The organism is Mycoplasma corogypsi, from assembly GCF_045276875.1.
GTDB classification, from domain to species: domain Bacteria; phylum Bacillota_I; class Bacilli_A; order Mycoplasmatales; family Metamycoplasmataceae; genus Mycoplasmopsis; species Mycoplasmopsis corogypsi.
In genome coordinates, this window is the sequence record NZ_CP174163.1 from 145671 (window position 1) to 172008 (window position 26338).

At 29.4% G+C, this 26338-nt stretch carries 19 protein-coding genes, 2 tRNA genes and 1 other RNA gene; 16 read left to right on the top strand and 6 right to left on the bottom strand.

The window, feature by feature from the left end:
• Positions 1-71: 71 nt before the first annotated feature.
• The 3 genes from ACJA23_RS00635 to ffs all read left to right on the top strand — a co-directional run bounded on the left by ACJA23_RS00635 (position 72) and on the right by ffs (position 2174).
• Positions 72-1139: a M24 family metallopeptidase gene (locus tag ACJA23_RS00635; RefSeq protein WP_406614315.1), complete on the top strand. Its 1068-nt coding sequence runs from the start codon at positions 72-74 to the stop codon at positions 1137-1139.
• Positions 1132-2076, top strand: a complete 945-nt coding sequence (pip, locus tag ACJA23_RS00640) for a prolyl aminopeptidase (protein WP_406614317.1) — start codon at positions 1132-1134, stop codon at positions 2074-2076. Before ACJA23_RS00635 ends, pip begins: the two co-directional genes overlap by 8 nt.
• Positions 2077-2174, top strand: an RNA gene (gene ffs, locus ACJA23_RS00645) — signal recognition particle sRNA small type.
• A gap of 54 nt (positions 2175-2228) precedes the next feature.
• On the opposite strand, the gene ACJA23_RS00650 is transcribed toward ffs, so the two are convergent.
• The 5 genes from ACJA23_RS00650 to ACJA23_RS00670 all read right to left on the bottom strand — a co-directional run bounded on the left by ACJA23_RS00650 (position 2229) and on the right by ACJA23_RS00670 (position 6574).
• Positions 2229-2304, bottom strand: a tRNA-His gene (locus ACJA23_RS00650).
• A 74-nt stretch (positions 2305-2378) separates the two neighbouring features.
• Positions 2379-2455, bottom strand: a tRNA-Arg gene (locus ACJA23_RS00655).
• Between the two features lie 120 nt (positions 2456-2575).
• On the bottom strand, positions 2576-3517 hold the full coding sequence (gene holA, locus ACJA23_RS00660; protein ID WP_406614319.1) for a DNA polymerase III subunit delta: 942 nt from the start codon (positions 3515-3517) through the stop codon (positions 2576-2578).
• Between the two features lie 135 nt (positions 3518-3652).
• On the bottom strand, positions 3653-5353 hold the full coding sequence (gene ptsP / locus ACJA23_RS00665; protein ID WP_406614321.1) for a phosphoenolpyruvate--protein phosphotransferase: 1701 nt from the start codon (positions 5351-5353) through the stop codon (positions 3653-3655).
• Between the two features lie 297 nt (positions 5354-5650).
• Positions 5651-6574, bottom strand: coding sequence for a MurR/RpiR family transcriptional regulator (locus ACJA23_RS00670; protein ID WP_406614323.1), 924 nt, complete (start codon positions 6572-6574; stop codon positions 5651-5653).
• Between the two features lie 144 nt (positions 6575-6718).
• Between ACJA23_RS00670 and ACJA23_RS00675 the strand changes: the two genes are divergently transcribed.
• On the top strand, positions 6719-8626 hold the full coding sequence (locus ACJA23_RS00675) for a M13-type metalloendopeptidase (RefSeq protein ID WP_406614325.1): 1908 nt from the start codon (positions 6719-6721) through the stop codon (positions 8624-8626).
• Positions 8627-8652: 26 nt separating this feature from the next.
• Here the strand turns inward: ACJA23_RS00675 and ACJA23_RS00680 are convergent, their stop codons facing one another.
• On the bottom strand, positions 8653-9114 hold the full coding sequence (locus tag ACJA23_RS00680; RefSeq protein WP_406614327.1) for a GAF domain-containing protein: 462 nt from the start codon (positions 9112-9114) through the stop codon (positions 8653-8655).
• A gap of 136 nt (positions 9115-9250) precedes the next feature.
• Here ACJA23_RS00680 and ACJA23_RS00685 point away from each other — a divergent pair, with 136 nt between their 5' ends.
• From ACJA23_RS00685 to ACJA23_RS00740, 12 genes are all read left to right on the top strand, one after another.
• Positions 9251-9805, top strand: a complete 555-nt coding sequence (locus ACJA23_RS00685; RefSeq protein ID WP_406614329.1) for a YbhB/YbcL family Raf kinase inhibitor-like protein — start codon at positions 9251-9253, stop codon at positions 9803-9805.
• Positions 9805-10464, top strand: coding sequence for a YbhB/YbcL family Raf kinase inhibitor-like protein (locus ACJA23_RS00690; protein ID WP_406614331.1), 660 nt, complete (start codon positions 9805-9807; stop codon positions 10462-10464). Before ACJA23_RS00685 ends, ACJA23_RS00690 begins: the two co-directional genes overlap by 1 nt.
• A 5-nt stretch (positions 10465-10469) precedes the next feature.
• Positions 10470-11567: a hypothetical protein gene (locus ACJA23_RS00695; protein ID WP_406614333.1), complete on the top strand. Its 1098-nt coding sequence runs from the start codon at positions 10470-10472 to the stop codon at positions 11565-11567.
• Between the two features lie 437 nt (positions 11568-12004).
• A complete protein-coding gene (locus tag ACJA23_RS00700) occupies positions 12005-15823 on the top strand; it encodes a putative immunoglobulin-blocking virulence protein (RefSeq protein ID WP_406614335.1) in 3819 nt (1272 codons plus the stop codon).
• Between the two features lie 83 nt (positions 15824-15906).
• Positions 15907-16068 carry a hypothetical protein gene (locus ACJA23_RS00705; protein ID WP_406614337.1) on the top strand — a complete coding sequence of 54 codons (162 nt, stop codon included), beginning with the start codon at positions 15907-15909 and terminating at the stop codon, positions 16066-16068.
• Between the two features lie 523 nt (positions 16069-16591).
• A complete protein-coding gene (locus tag ACJA23_RS00710; RefSeq protein WP_406614339.1) occupies positions 16592-20410 on the top strand; it encodes a putative immunoglobulin-blocking virulence protein in 3819 nt (1272 codons plus the stop codon).
• 18 nt (positions 20411-20428) lie between these two features.
• Positions 20429-21850: an MSC_0624 family F1-like ATPase-associated membrane protein gene (locus tag ACJA23_RS00715; protein WP_406614341.1), complete on the top strand. Its 1422-nt coding sequence runs from the start codon at positions 20429-20431 to the stop codon at positions 21848-21850.
• Entirely contained in the window at positions 21837-22391 is a 555-nt protein-coding gene (locus tag ACJA23_RS00720; RefSeq protein ID WP_406614343.1) for an MSC_0623 family F1-like ATPase-associated protein, read from the top strand. The genes ACJA23_RS00715 and ACJA23_RS00720 overlap by 14 nt, the downstream gene beginning before the upstream one ends.
• Positions 22372-23286: an MSC_0622 family F1-like ATPase gamma subunit gene (locus ACJA23_RS00725; RefSeq protein ID WP_406614345.1), complete on the top strand. Its 915-nt coding sequence runs from the start codon at positions 22372-22374 to the stop codon at positions 23284-23286. The genes ACJA23_RS00720 and ACJA23_RS00725 overlap by 20 nt, the downstream gene beginning before the upstream one ends.
• The gene (locus ACJA23_RS00730) at positions 23279-23764 is read left to right on the top strand and encodes an MSC_0621 family F1-like ATPase epsilon subunit (RefSeq protein ID WP_406614347.1); all 486 of its coding nucleotides are present in this window, start codon (positions 23279-23281) and stop codon (positions 23762-23764) included. Before ACJA23_RS00725 ends, ACJA23_RS00730 begins: the two co-directional genes overlap by 8 nt.
• A complete protein-coding gene (locus tag ACJA23_RS00735; RefSeq protein ID WP_406614349.1) occupies positions 23740-25941 on the top strand; it encodes an MSC_0620 family F1-like ATPase-associated subunit in 2202 nt (733 codons plus the stop codon). Before ACJA23_RS00730 ends, ACJA23_RS00735 begins: the two co-directional genes overlap by 25 nt.
• Entirely contained in the window at positions 25935-26336 is a 402-nt protein-coding gene (locus ACJA23_RS00740; protein ID WP_406614350.1) for a hypothetical protein, read from the top strand. Before ACJA23_RS00735 ends, ACJA23_RS00740 begins: the two co-directional genes overlap by 7 nt.
• Positions 26337-26338 lie beyond the last annotated feature (2 nt).

The following is a 26338-nucleotide window of genomic DNA, read 5'->3' on the forward strand; positions in this document are numbered from 1 at the left end:
AAACTATTAAATTAAGCACTTTTATCACTTTAATAAATTAAAAGTAATATAATTTAAATACTTAATATTTAATGAGAAGAAAGGTAAATATGAACAGAACAAAATTAGACGAAATGTTTGAAAAAACAGGTGTAGAAGTTTTAATTTCAGAAGCACCACAAACTAGAATTTGATATGCTGGTGTTGAAACTAGTGATGGATTTATTGCTATTGAAAAAGATAAAGCAACATTATTTGTTGATGGAAGATACATCGAATACTGCAAAAATCATGCTAAAAATGTTGAAGTTGTTTTAATTAAAGGTGATTCAATGAGCAAGTGATTTGAACAAAGAGCGTTTAAAAAGATTGCTTTAGAAAAAAATTACTTAACAAAACAAGTTGAAACTAGAATTTTAGATATGGTTCAACCTGAATCAGTTGAATGAGTTGATGCAGCATACTTAAGAATTGTAAAATCAGAAGATGAGATTGCAAAATTACAAAAAGTTATTGATATTTCATTAAAATCATATGATGATTTTATGAAACAAGTAAAACCAGGTATGACCGAAAAAGAAGGTGCAGCATTATTAAACTACATTATGAAAACAAATGGTGCTGATAAAGAAGGTTTTGATGAAATCATTGCTACAGCAAGTGCTAGTGCTGAACCACACCACCACCCAACAGATAAAAAACTTGAAGAAGGTGAATTATTAAAAGTTGATTTTGGTGCTAGATACAATGGGTTTACAGCTGATATTACAAGAACAACAATTTTAGGTGGCAAAGAAAAAGTTAAAAACCCTAAAGCACTTGAAATTTTAGAAATTGTTGAAGAAGCTGCTCGTAGAGGTAGAGCAGCTGTAAGACCTGGAATTTTAGCTTCAGAAGTTGATAAAGTATGTAGAGATTACATCAAAGAAAAAGGATATGCTGATTATTTTGTACACTCTACTGGACATGGTTTAGGTATCGATGTACATGAATGACCATCTGTTTCTCAATATTCTAAATTTGTTTTAGAACCTGGAATGGTTTTAACTGTTGAACCTGGAATTTACATTGAAGGTCTAGGTGGAGCTAGAATCGAAGATGATGTATTAGTTACTGAAACTGGACATATAGTACTTTCAAGAAAACACGAAAATGCTTAATGACAATAAAATAGTTCCTTATTATGAGGAATATTTGCAAGTAGATAAAACACACAAAATTTATCTAGCTTGCTATGGAAATAAAAAATGTACACCTGTGATTTATGCTCACGGTGGACCTGGTGGACAAAGTAGCGATAAAATTGCTACTTTATTTGATTTAGAATATTATAATGTAATTTTATTTGATCAAAGAGGTTGTGGTAAAAGTGTACCTTATTGTTCAATCGAAAACAATAACACTTTTGAAACTATTTCTGATATGGAAAAAATCCGTAAGCACCTAAATATCAATAAATGAATCGTAAGTGGTGGTAGCTGAGGAACAACTATTTCACTGGTTTATGCAATTAACTATCCGCAACAAACTTTAAGTTTAATTTTGCGTGGAATCTTTTTAGCGCGTCAAGAAGATGTAGATTATTTATATCATAAAGGAACAAGTGATTACTATCCTGATTTACATGAAATATTTACTAATAAAGTTTCAAATATCCCAGGTAATAATATTTTAGAAAAATATTTAAATGTCTTTTTAGATCCTCAAGTTTCACAAGAAACTAAAAATGAATATGCAAGTGTTTTTGCAAGATGAGAAAGCGAAATTTGCACTATTGATAAGGTTGATTTTAAACCAGATGCACAAAGTGATTTTCAAATCGCTTTATTTGAGTCATACTACTTTGTTAATAAATCATTTTTACCTTCAGATAACTACATTTTAGATAATATCGACAAAATTAAAGATATACCAACTTATATAATTCATGGTCGTCAAGATATTGATACTAGACCTATTGGTGCTTATTTGTTAGCTAAAAAGTTAAATAATTGTGATTTAAATTTTGTAGATAAAGCTGGACATACAATTTTAGAAGCTAATTTATATGACGCTTTTAAGCAAGCGACCGAGAAAATCAAAAATAATATGCTATAATAATAAAGCCATTGGAACAATAACCCACTAACCTGGTCAGGTCTTAACCGAAGCAGCCACATGAGGAAGTGTTGTGTTCAGTGGTTTTTTTATTTTAAAAAAACCACAATAATTTAAAACAAAAAACATCCTTTAGGGATGTTTTTTATATATGGGGCGATTGACGAGATTCGAACTCGCGCATCGAGGGACCACAACCCACTGTGTTAACCACTTCACCACAATCGCCATATGTGTATTAATAGTATATTACAAAATTGCTAAAACAGAAATAAAATTTTTAAAAAAAGAGTATAAAAAAATGGCGATCACGACAGGATTCGAACCTGTGACAACCAGCTTAGAAGGCTGATGCTCTATCCTACTGAGCTACGCGACCTCATTCGTATAAATATTATACACATCTTTTTTATTTTCCAATAAAAAAGATTAAAAATTTAATACTTATGACCTTCGGTTCGCTGCTACTTTCCTTAATAAAAAATAACGCTATATAGCGTTATAAGTTAAATATGTCAATAACTAAACTAGTGATTAAACTTTCATCTTTAATTTCACTATAAATTAATTGATTATAGGCATTACGAATTAATTTTAAGATTTGAACAACTTTTTCTGGTCCATAAATTTTAATCACCCCTAAAGCTGTTTTGTATGGATATTCCTTAATTGATAAAATTGAACAAATATCTTGAATTAATAAATTGCATTGAGTTAATTTGTAAACATTATTTGCCATTGTAAATACATATGAAAAATTAGATAATATAGCAGTGGTACTTAAACCTTCTTTTAATGCTTGTAAAACTAACTTATAAGTTAATTCAAAATCTTTCTTTTTAATAGCATTGATAATACCAAATTTATCATTAACATTGTATCCGTCTGAAATATTATCAATATCAACTTTGGTAATATTTTTGTTAGTTAACATCATTTTATCAATTTCATTGATAATAATGGTTAAATCGTCAGGTAAGTTTTGAACTAAATAATTAGCATCTATATAAGAAATATGTCCATCTTTTTTTGAGACATATTTCATGATTTGATTTGGTAAATCTTTTGAAGCTATTTTACTACAGTTGATAATTTCAAAATTAGCTTCACTTAACACTTTAACTATGTGATGTGTTGGATTTAATAAGCTATTTACAACAACTACATATTGATTAGCTTTATTTTGTTTCATAGCATCTATTCAAGCTTTAATAACTTGTTTTTCTTTTGCACTATAAGTTTTTTGAGTAAAAAACTTAGGCATATTAAAAATATATAGTTTTGGAGCTTCAAATAAACTTACATTATTGATTGTATTGATAATATCATTAAATGAATATTCATCACTAAAAGTTACTATTAAATTATCATCAAACTTAGACTTAAGTTGATCGAGATTTTGATTTATAAAATAATTTTCATCACCTATTAGTAAATACATATTCCAATTATATACCAACTTATTTAGATGTTTTCGAAATAGCTTGCTAAAAACACAAACTATTAAATAGTAAAACCACATCAAGTTTGATTGATGTGGTTTTGAATTGATACTTTAATTTACTTACTGATAGTATTATAACCTATTTTTTAGTAAATCAATAACTTGTTGTTCACTTTCTAGTTCTAAAGCTTCTTGTGCTAAAGCTTGCATTTCTTTGTATGAAAGTTTATTAACTAGTTCTCTAGAAGCTAAAATGCTTGAAGCTGACATTGAGAATTCATCTAAACCTAAACCTAATAATAACGGAAGTGCTCTACTATCACCAGCCATTTCTCCACACATACCAGCTCATTTACCGTGTTTGTGAGCACCATCAATAACCATTTTAACTAGTCTTAAAATTGATGGGTTTAGTGGTTGATATAAGTATGAAATGTTTTCATTCATTCTATCAGCTGCCATTGAATATTGAATTAAGTCATTTGTACCAATAGAAACAAAGTCTGCGTATTTACAGAATTGGTCTGATAAAACACCAGCAGATGGAGTTTCCATCATTAAACCAACTTCAATATCTGATTTTTTAGCTACATTAGGATGTTTTGCTACTACTTGTTCATAAGCTTTATCAAATAAAGATTTTGCTTGTAAAAATTCAGGAACATTAGTAATCATAGGGAACATAATAGCGACTTTACCAAATTCACTAGCACGAACTAAAGCTCTCAATTGAGTTAAGAAAATTTCTTCATTTTGTAAACAGAATCTAACTGCTCTATAACCTAAAAATGGGTTCATTTCTTCAGGGAACTTAAAGTATTTAAGTGTTTTATCACCACCAATATCTAGTGTTCTAATAACAACTCTTTTACCATTCATTCCTTTAACAACAGCTTTATAAGCTTCAAATTGTTCATCTTCAGTTGGTCAGTTATCGTTATCCATGTATAAAAATTCTGATCTAAATAAACCAATTGCTTCACCATCGTTTTCTAATACAGAATCTAAATCTTTAGGTGTACCAATGTTAGCTGCTAATTCAACATGGTGTTTATCAGTTGTTTCTGATTTTTTACCTTTTAGTTTGTTTAATTTAGCTAAATATTCTTGGTATTCTTTTTCAGCTTTTTCGTATTGCTCGATTTCTTCTTTTGTAGGTTTAACTACAACTTCACCGGTTGAACCGTTTAGTGCGATTAATTCACCATTATGAGCGTGTTGCATAATGTTATTTGTCCCAACAACTGAAGGAATTCCTAAACTTCTAGCCATAATTGCTGTATGAGAAGTAGGTCCTCCAATATTTGTTACAAATCCTTGCACATATTTTTTGTTTAATTGCACTGTTTGACTAGGTGATAAATCTTCAGCTACGATAATAACTTCTTCTGAAATAGTTGTTAAATCAACTTCTCCCATTCCTTTGATTGCGTATAGCATTTTCTTTAATAAGTCTTTTAAATCTGCTGTTCTTTCTCTAAAGTATGGATCATCAATTGCTTCAAAAGTAGCAATAAATGTTTCGTATGCTCCTTTTGTTGCAAATTCAGCACTTACTTTATCATTTGTAATCGCGTTTTTGATTTGTTCATCCATCATTGGATCTTGAACCATCGCAATATGAGCTTCAAAAATAGCAGCATGTTCTTCTGAATCTGCTAAACTCTTAGTTTTTTCAATACGTGCGATAACTTTTTGCACTGCGTTTTGGTACGCTTGAATTTCAGCTTCTACATTTTTAGCTTCTTTGGTAATTACTAATTCTTTTTCTTCAATTTTAAAAACTTTAGCAATAGCAACACCTTTTGAAGCACCGATACCTTTTATAATCATGTATCTCCTCCATAATTTGGGTCTAGTAATCTTGTGTGTTAATAATATTATAAATTATAATGCTTTTTATATTTAAAATTTATAAATCTTATGGCTAAAAAATAAAGTGTGGAAATAATACCATATTTCTCTTTTAAATTTAAGAAAAAACAATTTTTGACAGTATTATTCCACTTTTTTTGTATTTTCTTACACTAAAAAAAACACATCGAATTCGATGTGTTAAGAAGTTACGATGTGATTGAGCTGTTAAACTGCATATAATTACCAAAAGTATAGTAAAACCAGTTTTTAATGTTATTTATGTTTTTCTTCAGCTTCAAAATTTTCCATCACACTGTTTCATTCTTGAATGTTATTAATCATTGTTTGATATAAGCCTTCTTTGTGTTTTAGTTTGTTAACTAAACTTATAAAAACACAATCAGCAAACATTAAACTAGAAATTTTAGCCCCAATCGGAGTTAAAATTCATTTTTGGTTTGTAAATGATACTTTAAAAATCTTTTTAGCCTTTGGTAAGCATTCTTTAGCTCTATCTACAGAAGCTGTAATAGCGTAAATATTTAAGTTATTTTTACGTCTTAAAACTCTTGAAACAGCTTTAATTTCAGTCGTATTAAATGAGTTAGAAATAATTGTAATGTTTACATTATTGTGATTAAACACAAATTCATTGGTTAGCATATCATAAACAGTATTAATTCATTTAGCATTAAAACCAACCTTATTTAACGCTTCTGCTAAATACCTAGCAACTCAACCTGATTCACCTACACCGTAGAAAATATGGTTATTTTTAAAATCATTAATAACTGTTTTTATATAATCATCTAAATCTCTAATTTGAGCTTTAATGTTTTTCATTGTTTCGTCAATTGAATAACGATAGTGTGTATAAACATCATCGGTAATTCTGTCAGTGTTTAGACTAACATTTTCAGCTTTAGATTCATGTAGTTCTTTCAATCCATAAGCTTGACGAATATTTCTTTCAGTCACATAAACTCTAAAATCGTTATAGTTATTAAATCCCAAAGCTTTAACAAAACGAGAAATAGTAGGTTGAGAAATGTTAATTTTTTGTGAAATTGAAACTACAGATCCTTGAGAAACTTCATTAGGATTAGTTTCAATAAAGTCTCAAATTGCCAAAAAGTTATCATTAGATAAAATTTTTCTAGTGATTTTGCTTTTTTCGATGATTTTATAGTTTTTCATACAAACCTCATTCAAGATTTATTATATAAATTATTTTACTATAAACCTTGATTTTTAGGGCTAAATAATTCAAATCTTTGACTATTTTGCTTATCTAAAAGTAAATAAAATGTATTATTTAAATAGTAAAAAAAGCGAGGAAAAATGAATATAAAACATACACCAAAAACCGATTTTTATAAGTTTGTAAATCAAGAATGATTAGATACTCATGAAATTCCTGCTGACAAATCATCATACAACGCTTTTGTTGAATTACATGATAATTTAGAAAACTTATTCAAATCATTATTAAGACAATGAACTCAAGATGAAAGTTCAATTCCAAACTACCCACATATTAAAGACTATGTAAACTTTTACAAAATGGTGCTAAACACTCAAATTAGAGACCGTTTAGGTTGAGCACCAGTTAAATCAGACTTAGATAAAATTTTAGATTTAAAAGACTTTAAATCATTTAACCGTGATTTTAAGAGATTTTTTAAATATTCTTCTTTACCTTTAAGTTTTGATGTTAGCCCAAGTTTTGTTGATAGTAATTTAAACATTTTATGAATTCATGAAATGCCAACTATCTTACCAAATACTACAATGTACCAAAATAAAGAAGAGGCAACTAAACACCTAGAAGCTTGAAGAGAAATGATGTTAAGATTACTTAAATCATATGGTATTACACCTAAAAGAGCTGAAACTATGGTGCAAAAAGCTTTAGATTTTGATAACTTACTTAAAGATTATGTTTTAAGTGCAGTTGAAAAAGCTAACTACCCTGCTTTATATAACCCTATTTTAACTGTAGATTTAGATAAAAAATCATCAGAATTTAAAATTGCTCAAATGTGTAAAAACATTGTAGGAGAAGAAGTTGCTGAAGTTGCTATTTCTAACCCTAGATACTTTGATAATTTAGATGTAATATTCAATGATTCAACATTTGAAGGATTTAAATACTTAATGTTTTTAAGAAACATTTGATCAGTTGCTTCATATTTAACTGAAGAAACTAGAGAAATTGTTTTTGAATTTAACAAAGTTGCTTACGGAGTTAAAGAAAACAGATCATTATTAGACTTTGCATATGATTTAAGTTCAAATGTGTTTGATGTCTTAATTGGTCAGTTTTATGCTCACACATACTTTGGAAAAGAAGCTAAAAAAGATGTTGAAAGTATGATTGCAAATATGATTGCAGTTTATGAAAGAAGACTGGCAGATAATAGCTGATTAACTAAAGAAACTAAAGCAAAAGCAATTAGCAAACTAAACAAAATTAAAGTTTTAGTTGGTTATCCAGATGCTTATGAACCTTATTACGATTTATATGATGTAAAAACTTATGAGCAAGGTGGAAACTTATATTCTAACTTATTAGAATTTAAAAAAGCTAAAGTTAAATATCAATTTAGTCAATGAAATAAAAAACCAGATAAAAGATTTTGAGAACTTTCACCTGTAACAGTTAATGCTTACTATCACCCTTCATTTAACCAAATCGTTTTCCCCGCAGCTATTTTAGCTGATCCATTCTATAATAAAAATGCTTCAAAAAGTGCAAATTACGGTGCAATTGGTGTAGTTATTGCTCACGAAATTTCACATGCATTTGATAATAATGGTGCTGAATTTGATGAACACGGATCATTAAATAACTGATGAACCACAGTTGATAAATTAAACTTCCAAATTAAAACTGAAAAAGTAGTTGGTCTATTTGAAGGTGTTGAAACATTTGCTGGTCCTGTAAATGGAAGATTAACAGTATCAGAAAATATAGCTGACTTATCAAGTCTTTCATGCGCTTTAGAAGCTGCTGCTTTTGAAGAAAACTTTGATCCAGAAGAGTTTTTCGTTTCATATGCTCGAATTTGAAGATCAAAAAGTCAACTTGAAAATGCTAAGAAGAGACTTCAAGGTGATCCACATGCACCTGCGGAAACTAGAGTTAATGTACAACTTAAAAATTTAGACTTATTTAATGAATTTTACGGATTAACAAAAGAAGATCCAATGTATTTAGAACCATCTGAACGTGTTAAAATTTGATAACAAAGATAAAAACAAGCTAGTTTTACCTAGCTTGTTTTTTGAATTTTTTGAATTTGCTTGCTAATAAATTCAGCAAATTCGGTTAAATCACTTACTAATTTTTGATCAAATCTATTAACTACTGGTGCATCAATATCTAATACACCAAAAACTTTGTTATTTACCATAATAGGTAAAACTATTTCAGATTTACTATTAGCATCGCACGCAATGTGGTCTTTAAATTGATGAACATCATCAACTACAACTACTTTTTGCTCTCTAGCTGCATATCCACACACCCCACGATCAAATGGGATTTTTGAACAAGCTATTTTACCTTGAAAAGTATGTAAATATAAAACATTATCTTCATTTAAGTAGTATCCAACTCAATTTAGATCATTAACAAATTCATTAATATAAGCAGTTGAATTAGCTAATAAAGCATTAATATGAGTTTCGTTTCCTAATAGTGCTTCATACTCTTTTTTATTAATGTTATTCATGCATAAAATTATACCAAAAGTTTTATTTTTTCGCTTTTTATTGCATAAAAACACTCTTTTTTACTTTAAATAAGCTTATAAAACTAATAAAAGAATATAATTGAATTGTTAAATATAAAAAGTAAAGGATTAAGCTATGAAACACATAAATTCAAGTTTATTTGAGCTTAAAAATCATAAGTTATTTTTAAGCCCTAAAGCAGTAGTTACTGACAATGACGGTAGATGAAAGATGTTTGATTTAAGTTGAGAAGCTACTGAAAATGCTAAATCATACACAATTACTATTGTTGATTATGAAGCTTCAAGGGTAATTGGACAACCATTTATTCACTTTGCAGCATGCAATATTAAAAACAATCAAATTAGCTTTGGTGAAAATTTAACTAATTCTGAATGAGTTCAAGGGGTTAATTCAACTGTTCCAGGTCAAAATAAAGATCAAAACGGTGTTATTATTCCATGTATGCCAAAGCAATATAGTGCAAATTCATTAGAGGAAGCAACAGGATACTTTCCACCTATGCCGCCTGATAAAAAACACTTATACACTATTAAAATCTATGCTTTAGATGTTGAAAAATTAGATCTAAAACAAGGATTCCATTTAGGTGAACTAAACAATGCAATGTTACATCATGTTTTAGATGTTAAACAATTAAACTTTTGATATGAACCGGAGGGAAAATAATGCATAAATTAGGTAATAATGCAAACATTTGATCATCAGCAATTGATCACAAAGGGTACTTACACGACCACCATGGAGGTCATGCTAATGTTAACCAAACACCGTTTCCTTCATATAGTTTTGATTTAGAATGAAAACCAATTGAAGATGCTAAATCATATGCAATTGTAGTTGAAGATTTTGATGCTGCTAAAGTTATTGGTTTCCCTTTTATTCACTGAGTTGTTGCAAATGTTAAAGGTACAAAACTTGAAACAAATGCTTCATATTTATCACACCAAGAGTGAGAAAAATCAGGTCTAAAAACCTATTCAGATAGCATGTTATGACAAGGATATAATTCAAGTGTCCCAACAACTTTAATGTCATTTAACAAAGATGAAAATAGTGATTTAAAAGGTGTATTACCAATGGGATTTACATCTCAAACTAACGAAAGTGCAGCTTTATATTTTGGTTCATATCCACCAGATCAAGATCACTTATACACCTTAGTAGTGTACGGATTAGATGTGGATGCTAGTGAATTAAGCTATCAATTGCATGGTGAAACTCACTCATTAAATCAACCATACTATGTCGGTGATTTAATGCAAGCTTTAGATAACCATGTAGTTGGAATGCATGTTTTAAATTACAAATACAGGCAAGTTAAATAAGTCTAATGACTTTTAAAGAAAAAATATCCCATATTCCTTACAGTACTGGTGGTATTACTATTGGTACTATCGGAATTGCAAATGCATTTATTTTAATGTTAAGAACTTTTCATGTCGATTTAGATAATTCATACAAAATTATTGTGCCAATTGTCGAAAGTATTGCGATTATAACAACACTTTATTACATTGTGTTATTGACCTTAAAATTTATTTATGGCTTTAATAAAATCAAACGAGATATTAGAAACCCTTATTTATCAGGGTTTTTAGGAGTCATTTTCCTTTCGTTTATTTCCATTTCAAATGCTTTTGCAATCATCTTTAATTCGTTAGTAACTAACAATCCAACTTTACTTTATAATTTACTGATTGTACCTAACATTATTAATGTGATAATGATTTTAGCACAGCTGGTGTTTTTAGGTATTTTCCTTTATTATGTTGTAAGAAAAAATATTATCGAACGTAATTTACAAATTTATGGCTCTTGGTTTATACCATTAGTTGGTTTTTCGGTCTGCGTTGCTTTTGTTAATTATTTAAATGACATTGTTCCAATTTTATTTTTCCAAATCATTTGAATTTTAGCTTTTACCCTTTATTGTATTTTTTTCCCAATCGGACTATATCGCTTTATGTTTCGTGGTCATAAAAATGCCCAACACATACCATCAATGGCTATTATTGCTTCACCAGCCTTTATGTTAGTTGGTGGTTTTGTTGCTGCTTTTAATCCAAATCGAGCTATAACTAGCGTATTAAATAACCAATCAGCTTATGAAGCTATCATTTTAATCTTATTTATGATAAGTTCGATTGGATTAGGATTTTTACTACTTGTATTTATTCGTTCAATTAAAAACTGATCTAATAATTTACGCTTTGCGAGTTTTACTTTCCCTATGGCTTTAACAGCAAGTGGTTTATTTATTTTTGCTAGTTCTTATTTTAGTTCAGAAGCTACCAAAGTTAGTTTTTATACTCTTGCCACGCTTGGCACTTTAATTTTTAGTATTGGCTTATCGATGGCAATTTTTATGAACATTCGAATCAGTTATTACATTTATAAATTACTTCGCTATGGTCAATATTCAGACTAAATATCCACAAAAATCTTGTGGATATTTTTTAATTTTAAAACCTCAAATTAAGGATATTTTTTCTACATTAGCAATAAAAAATGAAGAAAAATGCCAAAAAAGCGCACATAAATTGCACATTTACGCAACTTTTAAACACCTATCTTAAAAATTTAAACCACTATAAAAATAATTTTAATTAACCTAAAAACTTGAATATATAGATTTAAAAGTATCAAAAGTGAAACTTTTAGTTTAGTTAGCAAATTACAAAAGTCAAAATGTGGTAACAATATCGTAAATTGCCAAAATAAACTTGGCAAACAGATCAATATATTGCAATAGTAGTAAAATTAAATATATAAGAGATATAGGCAACTAATTTAGTTTAATTTCAATTAGTTTTATTGTTAAATATCACATTTATCTATATCCAAAAGACATAAAAGGAGGCGCAAATGATTAAAGCTAAAAAGAAAAAAATCGTTCGTGTTGGTATCTTATTAGGAAGCACAGCAGCCGCAACTTCTGCTATTGTTGTTCCTATTTTGATGAAAAGTTCTGATAACATCATGTCTCCTGTTAATTTAGCTAATAAGCAATCTGAATACTTCTTAAGCAACAAAGAAGCTTCAGGAAACTCAATTACCTCAACAACAGACACAATTACTGATGAATACATTACAACTACAGTTAACTGATATGTTGATGATGTTATTATCAAAACTGATGTTTTTAAAACTAGGGCTGGTGTGCCACTTAACTTTACTCCAGAAAAAATCGTTCCTGATGGATACGAATTAGATCCGGAACATTACAGTGATGTAAGCATAGTTAAACTTACTCCTGATGCAGTCAATAATATTTTCATTCGTAGAACTGTTCCAACTGTGCCTACAAAAATTAAGTTCTCATTCAATGGACAAGAGTTAACAAACGAAATTACTGTTACACTTGGTAAAAACAATGATGTGGACTTTAAGAAATACTTAAAACAATATGTTCCAAATCATGAAATTTACGAATTAAGCCCTGAACAAGATAGTTTTGTGGTTGGTGAAGTTAACATTATTAAACTTGTTAAAAAAGATGATGTTGCAACTACAAAACTTATCTTAAAAGAAGGTGAAGACGTTAAAGTTGATAAAACAATTATTACAAAGGTAACTGACAAAGTTAACCCATACGAATACTTACCACAAGGTTATACTTTTGATTTTGAAGCTAATGGAAGAAAAAGTGTTGAAGAACATTTATTATCTGGAAAAGAATACACATTCTTTATCCGTAAAAAAGAACAAGTATTCACAACTACTTTTATTTTCAAAACACAAAGTGGAACACCAATTGCCAAATACTCAGTAACTACAACAGGTGATGAGCAATTTGATTTAACTAAAATTAAAAAGGCAATTCCAAATGATTATGAATTAGTAGAAGAGATTGACCCTGCAACCATCAAAAAAGACAAAGATAATTATTACATTGTTCAACAAATTTTAGATTTAGTAACAACAAAATTTGTATTCGTTGATTCTACAAATAACAGAAAAGTTGTTAAAGAATTTGAAATTCAAAGAAAAGAAGGTAAACCTATTCTTGAATCTGAAGTTCAACAAGAATTACCTGCTGATTTTCGGATTACAAGTGGTATAAGTATTATTCTTGGGCAAACTAACACTATTGAAGTTGAGCCTCTTGTTAAAAAATGAATAACAAGAGTTATACTTGAAGATTCGGCAACTCAAGCAATTGTATTTGATAGAATTTTCTACTCTGAATCTATTGATTTAAAATCAGTAATTAATAGTGTTGATGGTGGAAATTATGAATATGTTGAAAATATTGAAACACTTCAGAAAAAACTGGAAATAAACAAAACTAATACACTTCAAGTTAGAAAAGTTCAAAAAACAACTTACCTATACCATGATAGAGAAGGTAGAGAAGTTAAAAGAGTTGATGTTACTAAAAATGAAAACGGTAAATTACCATCTGTAGATGAATTTATGCCAGATGGTTATGAAAAAGCGAACAAATACCAAGGTACATTTATTCAACCACTCACATTAAATAAAATTTTGGTTGTAAAAGTTGGAAAATCATACAAAACAAACATTAGATTCGTGTACAACGGTACTGTTTTAAAAATAACCCCAATTACAGCTAGAGAAGGTGATTCTAATTCAGACTTAGTTTGATATATTCCTGATGGTTATAAACTTAAAGATAGATCTGCTTTTAAAAAAATTGACATAAATTTACCAGATAATGATATTGAGTTAGACAAAATTCAAAAAGTATACGAAACTAGAGTTGAATATACACACAACGGTCAATATATTTCAAAAGCAAAAATTGCATCTAATGAGGATGAACCTGTAGACTTTGAATCAAAAGTTCCGCGTGGTTATCGTTTATTACCTGCTTGAAGAAATGCAAGAATTAACCCAGGTGGAAATTATAAAATTGGTATAGAACCTGACACCGAAGATAGAACAAAACCTAAAAATCCAAGATTACAAGATGCAACTTTAACTCATGATGATATTAGTAAGATTATTTCTATGGGTGGTTCAACTGTTAGTGCGTCTCGTATTGCCGCAAACCCAGGTAGTTCATTAGAGAGAAAAGTATTACCTGCAATTACAGGTGCCAAAGCTGAAGGGTACAGAACAAGATTTAGAAACATCGAAAAATTATATGGCAAAGGTGAAATTACTGCTGATGATTTAAAAGAGATTTATAAAGAAGTACAAAACCCTGATTGATTAAAAGCGTTTGCTGATGTACTTAATGGTAAATGAGATCCTACTGATAGATGAAAAGGTTATACAAAAGAGCAAAGACGTCAAATTTGAAAAGAACAAATTGAAGCATCTAGAAGAATATTAGAATCAGAATTAGCAGCTGGTAGAGTTCCTGTTTTTGACGCATCTAATGCTGATTTAAATGTTAACTTTGGTTATGAAAATGTTGAAGATAACCCAGTATTCGGTAGAAATGTCAAAAACAATAAAAGCCGTTTCTTATCTAATGATTCTATTTGAGATAGAAACCCAGAAATGGTTTTAAAAGGTGATTACCCTGGATGACAAAAATCGTCTGTTACTGACTCATACAGAAGCGAATACAACTTAAGTGATCCTCGTTACAAAGGTAGAACTGAATTTGATCCAGTAACTGGTAGAGTTGTTAGTAAGGATGATGGTATTACTATCTACAGATATACAGCTAATGCTGATAATAAAGTTAAAAAAGATGGTGAATTCTTTTTCGTTGATGTAGATTTATCATTACCACTAGCTGAACAAAAAATTAAAGATATTTTAAATAGTGGTTCTTTAAGAAGTAAACTTTCTGGAATTTATCTAAAAAATATCACTGTTAAAGAAACACCAGTTGATACAAACGGTATAGATTTAGGTGCAATTATTAAAAAATTCCCAGATAACCTTAAACAAGCAACGTTTTTATTCAGTACCGAAAAAATGTATGGTATTGGTGAATTAAGAAATAAATCACTAGATGAAGTAAGTTTAGTTACTACTGCGCCTAATATCAACGACAACATGGGAGATGTAAATCGTCCTGGTGCAAAAAGACCTCCATATGGATGAGGTATTGATCCAAGTATTTTCAAAAATGTAAAACATATTTCTTACGATTACAGTGTTATTGAAGCGTTTGATAGACCGTCAGGTCAAAGAACTGCTGCTGCAATTGTGTTTAACATTGTTCGTCCTGATGTTGGTGCTAAAAAAGCTGATATTCAAAAAGGTTTTGAAATTGTATATAAAACCAAAAAACACTTGAGAATTTTCAATGGTCAACACGGTGATGATGGTTGACCACCAAAAGTGGACTTTAGTAACTTAATTGATGTGCAAAGTCTTGAAGGTGTTGATTTAAATGGTAGAGCCATTAAAGCTATTAAGTTATATGCAGACTCACCAGTATACACATTAAATCTAAAAAATATTGAGAAACAACAATGATCAAGTCTTTTATATGATTGAGGACCTGATACAAAATCTAAAGTTATATTCTTAAATGATATTGTTAATAAAGTTTACTTAAAAGGTACTTCTGAAGATTTCAAAAAATCAGGATGAGTTAAAGAATTACAAGGGTTCTTCTATGGGCTTAAAAATGCTGGATATGTAGATGAAATCATTGTTGAAAACCAAAATGTTTATGACATCATTATGGGAACTCTTTCTGGAGAATTAGGCAGAATGCAACTTAGAATAAGAACTGATGATGATGCTATTTAGTAAGAAGAACTAAGTAAAATAAAAAAATACATAAGGAATGTCCAACACATACCATCAATAACTATCATTGCTTCACCAGCTTTATGTTAGTTGGTGGTTTTGTTGTTGCTTTAATTATTCATTCAATTAAAAACTGATCTAATAATTTACGTTTTGCGAGTTCTTATTTTGTTTCAGAAGCTATCAAAGTTGGTTTTGATACTCTTGCCACACTTAGCACTTTAATTTTTAGTATTGGCTTTTAAATGGTAATTTTTATGAATATTCGTATCAGTTATTACATTTATAAATTACTTCGTTATGGGTAATTTTCAGACTAAATATCCGCAAATTTTTGTGGATATTTTTTAATTTTAAAAAACCTAAAAATAAGGCTATTTTTTCTACACTAGCTGAAAAAAAAAAAAAAAAAACAAAGAAAAATGCCGAAAAAATGAGTAAAAATCTTAAATTCAAGCGACTTTTTAAGGCTTATCTTAAAATTTAAACCAGTATAAAAATAATTTTAATTAATCTAAAAGCTTGAATATATAGTCTCAAAAGTATTAGAAATAAAACTTTTAGTTTAGTTAGTCAATTACTAAAGTAAAAATGTGGTAACAATATCCTAAATTATCAAAATAAACTCGGCAAACAGAATAGATATATTCCAATAGTAGTAAAATTAAATATATATGAGATATAGGCAATAAATTTAGCTTAATTTCAACTAGTTTTATTGTTGAATATTACATTTATCTATATCCAAATACATTAAAGGAGGCACAAATGATCAAAGCTAAAAAGAAAAAAATCGTTCGTGTCGGTATCCTATTAGGAAGTACAGCGGCAGCAACTTCTGCTATTGTTGTTCCTATTTTGATGAAAAGTTCTGATAACATCATGTCTCCTGTTAATTTAGCTAATAAGCAATCTGAATACTTCTTAAGTAACAAAGAAGCTTCAGGAAACTCAATTACTTCAACAACAGATACAATTACTGATGAATACATCACGACTACGGTTAACTGATATGTTGATGATGTTATTATCAAAACTGATGTTTTTAAAACCAGAGCTGGTGTACCGCTTAACTTTACACCAGAAAAAATCGTTCCTGATGGATACGAATTAGACCCAGAACATTACAGCGATGTTAGCATAGTTAAAATTACTCCTGATGCAGTTAATAATATTTTCATTCGTAGAACTGTTCCAACTGTGCCTACAAAAATTAAGTTTTCATTCAATGGAAAAGAATTAACAAACGAAATTACAGTTACACTTGGGAAAAACAATGACGTGGACTTCAAAAAATACTTGAAAGAATATGTTCCAAATCATGAAATTTACGAATTAAGTCCTGAACAAGATAGTTTTGTGGTTGGTGAAGTCAACATTATTAAACTTGTTAAAAAAGACGATGTTGCGACTACAAAACTTATCTTAAAAGAAGGTGATGAAGTTAAAGTTGAAAAAACAGTTATTACAAAAGTAACTGAAAAAGTTAACCCATATGAATACTTACCACAAGGTTATACTTTTGATTTTGAAGCTAATGGAAGAAAAAATATCGAAGAACATTTATTATCTGGAAAAGACTATACATTCTTCATTCGTAAAAAAGAACAAATCTTCACCACTACTTTTATTTTCAAAACACAAAGTGGAACACCTATTGCTAAATATTCAGTAACAACAACTGGTGATGAGCCATTTGATTTACCTAAAATTAAAAAGGCGATTCCAAATGATTACGAATTAGTAGAAGAAATTGACCCTGCAACAATCAAAAAAGACAAAGAAAACTTTTACATTGTTCAACAAATTTTAGATTTAGTAACAACAAAATTTGTTTTTGTTGATTCATCTAACAATAGAAAAGTTGTTAAAGAATTTGAAATTAAAAGAAAAGAAGGTCAACCGATTCCTGAATCAGAGGTTCAACAACAATTACCAACTGATTATCGTTTCACTAACGGAATTAATATTATCCCAGGGGAAACAAATACGATAGAAGTTGAACCACTTGTTAAAAAATGAATAACTAGAATTTTACTTCAAGACGAATCTACACACATCATAGTTTTTGATAGAGTTTTTTACTCTGAAACTATTGATTTACAATCAGTAATCAATAGCATTGATAGTGGGAATTATGAATTTGTTGAAACTATAGATGCACTTAAAAAGAAATTAAAAATAAACCAACCAAATACATTTGATGTTAGAAAAGTCCCTAAAACTACATATCTTTACCATGATAAAGAAGGTAGAGAGGTTGCTAGAATTGATGTTAAACCAAAAGATGATGGAACTCTCCCTTCAGTTGAAGAGTTAATGCCTGATGGTTATGAAAAAGCAAATAAATACCAAGGTACATTCATACAAAAATTAACCTTAAACAAAATTTTGGTTGTAAAAGTTGGAAAAGAATACAAAACAAACATTAGATTTATTTATAAGGGTACTGTCTTGAAAGAAACACCTATTACCGCTAGAGAAGGTGATAATAATTCTGATTTAATTTACTATGTACCAGATGGTTATAAACCTAAAAATAGAGCTGACTTAAGAAATATTGATTTATCAAAAGAAAATAATGATATTCAGCTAGATAAAATTCTAAAAGTTTATCAAACACGTGTCCAATACACATTAAATGGTCAATATGTCGGTGAAGCAACAATTACATCTAACGAAGATGAACCAGTTGATTTTGCTTCAAAAGTACCTCCTGGTTATCGTTTATTGCCTGCGTGACGTGGCGCTTTTATTAACCCTGGTGGAAACTATAAAATTGGTGTTGAAAGAGATACAGCTGATAAAGTAACTCCAAAAGCAGCAAGATTAGAAGATAAACAATTAAGCCATGATGATATTAGTAAATTAATTGGTGCTGGTGGTAGTTTAGAAAGCCCATCAAGAAGAGCTGAAAACCCTGGTAGTTCTTTAACCCCTACTAACCCTCCAGCTGTTACTGGGGAGAAAGCTCAAGAATATAGACAAAGATTTACAAATATTGAGAAACTATTTAAGAAAGATGGTGACATAACTTATGAAGATTTAAAAGATATTTATAAAGAAGTTAAAAATCCAGATTGACTTAGAGCTTTCACTGATGCCTTAAATGGAAAATGAGATCCTGATGATCGTTGAAAAATCTATACTAAAGAACAAAGACGTCAAATTTGAAGAGACCAAATTGAAGCTTCAAAAAGAATTCTAGAATCTGAGTTAGCCGCTGGTAGAGTTCCGGTTTTTGACGCTAGCGGTGTTAATTTAACTGTTAACTTTGATTATGTTAACCAATCTGACAACCCTGTTTTAAATAGAAATATTGAAAATAACAAAAGTCGTTTCTTGTCTAATGATTCAATTTATGACAGAAACCCTGAAATGGTTCTAAAAGGTGATTATCCAGGATGACAAAAATTATCTGTTACTGAAACTTATAGAACTCAATATGGTTTAAGTGATCCTCGTTACAAAGGTAGAACTGAATTTGATCCAGTAACCGGTAGAGTTATAAGCAAAGATGATGGTATTACAATTTACAAATATACTGCTAATGCCGATAATAAAGTTAAACAAGGTGAATTTTTCTTCCTTGATGTAGATTTATCACTATCATTGGCTGAAGAAAAAGTTAAGGATATTCTTTCACGTGGTCCTTTAAGAGATAAAATTTCAGGTATATACTTGAAAAATATTACTGTTAAAGAAACTCCAGTGGACACAAACGGAATTAATTTAGGTGAAATTATCAAAAAATTCCCAAGTAATATTAAACAGGCTACCTTCTTATTTAGTACAGAAAAAATGTATGGTATTGGTGAATTAAGAAATAAAACACTTGATGAAGTAAGTTTAGTAACCACTGCACCGAACTTAAATGACAACATGGGTGATGTAAATCGTCCAGGAGCAAAAAGACCTCCATACGGATGAGGTATCGATCCAAGTATTTTCAAAAATGTAAAACATATATCTTACGATTATAGTGTTATTGAGGCATTTGATAGACCATCTGGACAAAGAACTGCCGCTGCTATTGTGTTTAACATCATTCGTCCAGATGTTGGTGCGACAAAAGAAGATGTTAAAAAAGGTTTTGAAATTGCGTATAAAACTAAAAAGAACTTGAGATTCTTTAATGGTGAACATGGTGATGATGGATGACCACCAAAAGTTGATTTAAGTAATTTAATTGATATTCAAAGTTTAGAAGGTGTCAACTTAAATGGAAGAGCTATCAAAGCTATTAAACTTTATGCTGATACACCAATCTATACATTGAACTTAAAAAACATTGAAAAACAACAATGATCTAGTCTTTTATATGATTGAGGACCAGATACAAAATCAAAAATTATTTTCCTAAATGACATTGTCACAAAAGTTTACCTAAAAGGTACTTCAGCAGACTTTAGAAATCCTGGATGAGCTAAAGAACTACAAGGTTTCTTCTATGGTCTTAGAAATGTGGGCTATGTTGAAGAAATCATCGTTGAAAACCAAAATGTATATGACATCATTAATGGAAAACTTTCTGGTGAATTAGGATCAATGAAACTTAGAGTAAGAACAGATGAAGATACTATTTAGTAAGGAGAACTAAGTAAAATGAAAATAGAAAAAATACATAAAGGAAACCCCAAGCCAAATCTTAGTTATTTGCTAAACTTAATAGCTAAAATTATCCCATTTGCTTTAGGATTTGTCTTACTATTTGGTTTATCGTTAAATATTTCATTAACTCGTAATGGGGGATTTCTATCATACGGACAGTTATTAAATAACTCAACCACATTACTGCTAGCTAAAAACTTTGCAACATTGTTAAAAATCGTAACAATCAGTGTCACCTCGCTGTGTGCTAGTTATTTACTCATTTATAACTATCAAAAAAATATCACTAAGAGTAAAATTTATCTCTTGTGATACATCGCTTATTTAGTTTATATTAGTGGTTCATTAGTTTGATATTTACTATGACCATTAAACGACAGTAATGCATTATTACAAATTCAAATTTTAGCAGGAATGCCATTATTGTTATTATTAATCAATGTTTCATTTGAAATATATAACTACTACTTTTTATCAAAAACTAACCCTCGTGGAGTTTCATTTACTTACTTATTCTACTTTAGTAATATCGCTAAAATTGTTCTTTTAGCTGTATATGGAGCTTCAATTATCTTATTTAGTTTAGTTGACGAATTTCCTAAACTATTTACTACAGAAAATCTACCATTTTCTATAACTAATTCAAAAAATGTTATTTACTTAATCTTTGCAGTTGTTGCGTTAGTTGCCTTTTTAGGTTCACTAATTACTGTATATAATTACTTTAGTACTAAAAAAGACAACTTATTCTTTAGAACATTTGCTAAATTTGGTTTAAGTTTAATACCATCAGCAGTTGTATTCGCTACTTTACAATCAGTAATTTTAAGTTTCCAAGCAACACTATTATTTGGAACAAAAACACAAGATATTATCGCTTTTAGCATAATGTCTGCATTAGTAGTAATCTCAATCTCATTATTTAGTGCATTAGCATTTAATAAGAAAATGAAACACTTTAGATTAACATTTGTTGACTTTAGCTTCTTTTTCTTAGCTGCACTTCTTAGTTTAGTAGCTTATATTGTTGGATTAAACAATTCAGATGCATATCACAAGTTTATTGTTGTAATAATATATAGCTTTGGTATTTTAGCTTTAGGTATCATCAGATTTTGAAAATACAAATTATCAAGCTTATTATCGCTAGTAATTTACGGATCAATGTTTGTCTTTGTAACTTTAACAACTGTATTAGCTTACATTGATGTGCAATCAAACTTATTAGCTAACCAATTTATTTCATCAGTTTTAGTTGTTGTATCAATTACTGATTTACTACTAATTTGTTCAATTATTATTAACTTTACTTACTTTGTTTATGTTGTTGTTCAAATACTTATTAGTTCATTTATCGTATTAAAAGCAAATAGACAAGCACAAGCAAACAGAAAGGAACAACATGAAACAATTTAAATTTGGAAAGAAAAGAAAAACTGAAGAACAAGCTCCAAAACATGTGTACACTGATGCACAGAAAAAATATATGGCTGAAGTTTTTGCAAGCTATGAAAACGCTGCAAAAGCAGAAAAAGTTATCACTTATGAAGCTTTAATTAATCAACTTAAAATTGAAAATAATACTTCAGACGAATATCCAACTATTGCTTTAATTGAAGAAACATTAAGCAATTTACATACAACTAAATATGATGTGTTATTTGATAACTTTGTATTAACTTTCACTCGTGATGTTCGTTTTAGTTTAGTGGACTTAGTTCCTAAAATAGCTTTTGAACATAACAGTGGTGTTAAAACCGTTAATTTATCAGCTAAACAACAAACATCTGAAAATAGAATCTTAAGTTCATTTAATCATATTCTAAAAACTCTGTTAGAACAAAATTTCTATGTTTATATTAACAAATACATCATTGTAAATTTTGACCCAAGTTCACAATTAATGCAAGTGTACTTTGCACCTGAGGTATCTACAAATGCATTTGAAGAAAATTAAGCAAAAAACTACGAACTTAAGCAAGATTATTAAAATTATTGAATCACAGAAAAATATTACTTTAATTAACATCCTAAAACTTTCTAGACAAATTAGTGCCTTGTTTCAAAGAGCACATAATTCAAAAGAAATGATTCAATTCTTACTTTCTAAATATAATGTTAAAAACACTTTACTAGCTAGCGATAGCTTTAGTGGTGCAACACTTAAAACTATTTTCAAAAAACAAAAATCAATTACCCATAAAACTTTATGAGTTTATATTACTGAAGAAGAAAAATACGAAACTAACTCATATGCAAAACATGAAACTAACATTTTACATGAAGTACAACCTGGTGATTTCTTTATTAGCGTAGGTAAGAGAGCTAATTCTTTCTGTGAAGCACAAAACTTTCAAGTTTTAGAAAAATTCAGCGAAAACAACGTTGAGCAACTATCAGTTGCTTTACCTACTATTATTACCAACTTCTTAAATAACAACGGTTTTCATAATGTTAGATTCGTTATTAACTCTTCAAAATTAAAACAAGCTTATCTAGATGTTTTACCACTAAAAGAACTAAACTTTAATCTTGACGTGCGTGGTGAAAATTTAAAAGATTTAGTTGACTTACGTAAATTAAAAATTTATCCAAACATCGATGAATTTATCGCTTCAGAATTAAACTCATACTTAACATATATTTCACTTACATTACTGAGTGAATCAGCTTTAATTTATCAAAAGTATCAGCTAGTTGCTCAAAACCAAAAAATCAACGAATTAGAAGATAAACAAAAACACTTACGTTTACAACTATTAAGAACCAAACGTGAACACGAAGTTGAACAAATATCAATTTTAAGTAAGAAAAAAGACTTACTACATACAGCTAAGGAGCAACATGAGTAAAGCTATTAAATTACAATTAGTTGATCAGCTTCTAGTTAAAAAAGAATTATATATCGAACAACTTAGTATTAATGTTGGTTTAGAAAACACTTTTGTTCCTTTTGTTGAAAACGCTATCGGTAGTTTTAAGAAACTATTTGCTCGTGTTAAGTCAAAAGATAACAAAACCTTTTATTTAATCGTTGATACAGCACTACTTACTTATATTCAAGATCAAATTACAATCAAATATAACGGTAACTTAAATACTTATGTAATTGATTCATCTCCTAAAAATAACTTAAAACTAGTAGATGACAAACTTAAAGAGTACTATCAAGAAATTTCGTTAATTAAAGCTCAAACTAATTTATCATTAATGTTTAAAAACGATACTCGGATTGAGCTGTTAGAAGAAAAAATGTTTCAGCTGAAAGCTATTTCGAATTTTGCGCTAAAACAAGTGGAGGTCAAATGAAATTCAAACGAAAATGATTAGCATTATTATCATCGCCACTTCCATTAGCATCAATCGTAGCTTTAAATGTTAGTGCTGAAACTGATACTCCTAACCAACCTGCTACCCCACCAGCTGATGGTGAAGGTGAAGCAGAAGGAACTCCTCTTTCATCTGCAACCGATGAACAATTAACTGAGTTTCGTAATGAAATGAAAAAGTTCATTACAGCTAAGCTTGGTGAAATTATTGATAGCACAATTAAAAACCTTGAAGAAGAAGCTAATTCACTATCAAGAGCTGATGATGATAAACTAGATGTGCAGGATATTGCCAAAGCTTTATACTACCGTCAAGTTGTTGACTTTTTAAGAAAAAATAAAGAATACATTATTCGAAACCCTCAAAGATATGGTTTCTCATTAATCTATCCAAACATCTTATTAAACAACAAAGACTTTAAGACAGTTAATGTAGCTAATGGTGATAACGTTTTTGAAAATGTTACTGTACCAGCAAATACTAATAATGAAACTAACCCATATCGAGCTCATGATCCTGGTTTAAAAGTTGAAGCTTTAGAACCTCGTGAACCTGCTGAAGGTGAAGAGGCTCCTAAACCTCGTACTCTTGAATCTACTAAGCAAGATATTCAAAATTACATGGATAACTTCCAGGGTGAATTATCTACCATACTAGCTGAAAATGGTGTACCTACTGTTACTGGTGAAAATGCTAATTCAGCTTTAATTTATCCAAGTGCTAACGGAACCAGTACTATTCAGTTAAGAATACCTGCTCCATACGATAGTTGAGCTAAATACATTGAAGCTTTATTACGTAAAGAAACTACTAAGTTTGACTTAAATCAAAACTCAGTTAAACCAGAAGAAAAAACTAAACCTGAAATACCACCAATTAACCCTGATCAGCCTTCAACCGATCCACTTGAAGATGCTGCTACTATTAGAGAACAAGTTGCTAACTTGCGTCCAGAACTTAAGTGAGAATATACCAACGAGTATGTTAATAGAAACCAAGAATTTATTAGCTCAATTGGTTCAAATCTAACTCAAGAACAAAGTGATCAATACTTTTTCTTCAATAACCCAATTAACACTCGTTTTAAATACCAAGTTGTTTCACTTGAACTACCTGAAGGGGCTAATAAAGTTACAGCTAAAGTTAGATTGTATGATACTGTAGATAGTAAACAATCTCGTGAATATACAGCTGACTTATTAGTTAGAAGCAATATCAACCACACATTCGCTAATGAAATAGCAATCGAATCAATTCGTGAAACTTATAAAGAATTTTACGATGCTTTAGGTGTGGGTAGTGATATTAACTTAAGAAAATTAGCTAATAACGTGTTAAGTACCAGAGTTTATGATTTAATCTTTGCTGCTGTTAGATTACAAGCGCAGCCTGCATATAAAAATGCTTTAGATAACTTAATCGTAAATTCAGGTTTAGTAGCAAATAGCAACCCATCACCTTCTTCAATTAATAGATTCAAACAAACAATTAAAGAATTCTTTGTTAAGAACCTTTATGACATTAAATTAAAAGACAATGCATCTATTACTAAATACTACGCTGAATTACCACAAGCTTATTTAGATGTATATGTTAAATTTAACGATGGATTTAAGGATAGAAAAGCTAAAGGTGAATTAAACCTAGCTGCTAATATCCGTTTCTTAAATCAAGCACTACAACAAAAGATGTCTGAAAATACTGTTTGAGAAGCAAATAATGCTTTATATAACAACATTATTACACTGCAAGCAATTCCAAACGCAGCTGACTTAAGCTATTTAGATGTCTTTAACATTTCAAACCAATTAATTAGTATTATTCAAAAATCATTTGTCAATTTAGCTACTTTAATTAATTCAGAAACTATTAATACAAATGATGTCAATACTAAAGGTAAAGACTTTGTGGCTGCATACAATGCTTTATCTACCGAATCATTTAACGGCACAGCATATAAAACAAAAATACAAAAGATTTTAGCAATTACATCTGCTTCAATCTTCTTAGCTGCAGCTATGATCTTATCTATTGTGAGTGTCGCTCTTTACCGTACTAACGGTAAATATAGAAAAAACAAGAACAAATTTATGCTTGTTTCTGCAGCTTTAGTTATTATTCCAATTATTATTAGCATTATCTTCTTTGTAATTGGATTTGGAGGAAACCTATGATAGGAAAATATAGTGTACCAACCATTACAGGTATTTTTGACTATGTTGTTGAAGTATCTGGTACATATAATTATGCACAAAATCAAAACTTTAAATTAAAGAACAATGTTTCAGCAAGTGAACAATTATTAGTTATATCAGCTACTGAAGATAAAGCTTACTGTTTAGTTAAAGGTGATCCATCACGTTTTAAAGTTGGTGATGAATTAGTTCAAGTTGTTGACCAAGAATTAATTACTACTTACAAAGAATTCTTTGGAAAAATTATTGATATTAACGGTGGATTAATTTACCCACAAACTCTAGCAGTACCAAATAGTGCATTAATGCACAAATCTAAAGCCTTTAATACACCTAATGGACTTTTAGAATATGAACCATTAACCGCGAACAATTAAGT